The organism is Mesorhizobium sp. M1A.F.Ca.IN.020.06.1.1, assembly GCF_004023265.1.
In the GTDB taxonomy this organism is placed as follows: Bacteria; Pseudomonadota; Alphaproteobacteria; order Rhizobiales; family Rhizobiaceae; genus Mesorhizobium.
On sequence record NZ_RZSR01000900.1, the window covers coordinates 1 to 2,457 of the forward strand.

Annotated in this window: 3 protein-coding genes; 1 reads left to right on the forward strand and 2 read right to left on the reverse strand. The window is 59.3% G+C overall.

The window, feature by feature from the left end:
• Nucleotides 1-734, forward strand: a 734-nt coding sequence (locus tag EOA60_RS28740; RefSeq protein WP_164899619.1) for a DUF4403 family protein, incomplete at its 5' end; no start/stop codon positions are given.
• 33 nt (nt 735-767) lie between these two features.
• On the opposite strand, the gene EOA60_RS39785 is transcribed toward EOA60_RS28740, so the two are convergent.
• On the reverse strand, nt 768-893 hold the full coding sequence (locus EOA60_RS39785) for a hypothetical protein (RefSeq protein WP_281060381.1): 126 nt from the start codon (nt 891-893) through the stop codon (nt 768-770).
• A 939-nt stretch (nt 894-1,832) separates the two neighbouring features.
• Nucleotides 1,833-2,457, reverse strand: a 625-nt coding sequence (locus tag EOA60_RS28745; RefSeq protein WP_206628299.1) for a ThiF family adenylyltransferase, incomplete at its 5' end; no start/stop codon positions are given.

The window sequence follows — 2,457 nt, forward strand, 5'->3', positions numbered from 1 at the left end:
ACATCGAAGGCGACATCCTCAAGGCGCAGGTGACCCTGGCCGGTAGCACTCAGCTGGCGCTCGGATCCATTGCCGCGCCGGCAACGAAGGTTCCTCTCCCACAATTGACGAGCGTGCCAGCGGGAGACGGGCTGTTTCGCTTCAAGCTTCCGATCGTGCTTGCCTATGACGAAATCCTGCGAGCCGCCAAACAGCAGTATCCGAGCGGTTACAAGGCTGAGCTCAAGGATGAGAGATTTTCCGGAACCATCAACCTTTCAAACCCCGCGATTTCGCGAGGCGCCGATGGAAGGCTGAGGATCGCGATAGACCTTGCCTATGACGATCGCTCCGCATGGCTGAGGTGGATCGACTATTTCTCGTGGTTCGATACGAAGGGCCGCGTCGAATTTTCCACGCTGCCGGTGCTCGACGAGCAAGCGAGCAAACTCTCGGTCAAAGACGTCACGATCGCGAGCGATACGAACAATCGTGTCGTGGATACCGTGGCTTCAATTGCCAGTCTGCCTCTCGTTCGCGACTACGTGGCGAGCCTCGCCAACTACTCATACGGAGATGATATTCGCAAGGGTGTTGAAAGGGCTAACAAGGCGCTGAACGTCGATCTCGCCGACAAGGTGAAGTTGTTCGGCGCCGTGGCGTCCGCGAAGATCTCGGAGCTCGAAGTCGCCGACGATCACATCTCGATCAACGCCAACCTTCAGGGGCAGGTGCGTGTCGAGGCGGGTTTTTAGGATGGGCGGGGAAGCGCGCGACGGGCTGCGAGGCTAGGTAACTTCAATGGTCAGGTTGGTGCTTTTCGGCCGGACCAGGTTGATCAGGGGGAAGAGCACTTCGGGCGGCGCCATTTCGACGAAGCCGCCGCACAGCCGGGCGGCAAGCTGGGGCAGCATCAGGACTTCGAGGCCGATCGCGTTGGCGCGCGCCGCAGGCGCGATGCATTCGGTAGGCCACAAGGCCTGAAACGATCACGGTCTGACGCTGCATCGAGTCTCGTGTTGGCTTTGCTGCCGGCTTTGAGGTTGGTGTGGTTATCGAACATGCGGGACGGCGGAATCCAAGGTGCCAAAACTGTCCAGGCGCCGAGAGAACGCCGCATTACTTGTCGGGCGTTTGGTATGAGAACGCTGTCGTAGGCCAGCCATTCTCTGAGTTTGGCATCGATTTCGAGTCTCCCAGCATGGCAGTGGAAACAATAGGCGTCGCCGCGAACGGCCTCAATATGTCACCGCGACGGGCTCGCGGCCGATGCGATGACCCTCGGCGGTCCTAACGACAGCTGTTGGGGCCGCAAACGACTGTCCGTTATCGGGGCCGAGATCAGCAAAGCGGTCGCTCGAAGCTGCCTGTCAGTACAGGCCCGCCGTGAGCTTTCTCAAAGCCGGCCTCCTGCACGATGCTCGTCACTACGCCAATACCTTTGGAGACGCGCAGACTGGATCTAGCCCCGCCGAAAGAAGTTGATGGCGCGCCGTATCCAAGATTTGATCGCGTCAAGCCGGTTGATTTGCTGGTACGGCCTCAGATCTCTTTGCCTGCAGGCCTCTATCTCTGCTGGCGAGAAGCTGCGTGCCCACAGCACCCTGCCGTTCCGCACCAGGTAATGCGACCGACATTCCAGGTTCCAGTTTCCCACTGACGGATGCAATGATGGATGTCGGTCTGAGCCGGACAGTTCCCACTCCACGTCGTTCAAAGGCGTCAGCACACGTCGACCGCAACCGCAAGCGCACAGGTGGTGAGCCCTGCTGCCTTGAGGATTGACGTACAGTATTCCGGGCTGGAGTTGCTCGGGAACCGGGCCGCGCACCGCCACGAAGTTTTCGCTGCGTTCAGTTAGAGAATTCACGGTCGAGCTGCATCGATGAAATTGTGAAGCTGGCTTGGCACACCGAGGCACCGCCAGCATAATAGCCTCTGTACTTCTTGTACATGAAGACCGCCATCGCGGCATTCAGCGCATTGAGCTCCGCGGTCTGGATGTTCTTCTGATACTCGTCAGGGATATCGGCCAGCTCATCGCCGACGATTTCGGCAAGTATGCCTGCCGGGGTCTGGTTGTCCAGCAAGGTGGTATCGACCATTCCGGTAAGGCCGGGGCTGCCATGGTGAATTCCCATGCCAACCACGACAATTGGTATGTTGCGCGCCAGAAGGAGCTTGGCGATCTCGCGGCGAGCGTCGACTTTGTCGACCGCAAGAAATGCGAAGGTGACATCGTGGAGCAGCTCTTCCGACCCGCCGTCGACCTTCGCCTCGTAAGCCTGTGTTCCCTTGTGCCAGCCTGCGTAGCGGCGGTCGATAACCCGCACTTTCGGCTGGCCAAGCTCCTCGCGGTCCGTCGCGCCCGGTACGCGAAACGCATTATGAAGATCGAGCACATCGAAATCGAACAGCTTGATAGCCTTCACCCGGGTCTTCGAAATCAGGTCGAAGACGTATGAGCCGGTTCCGCCC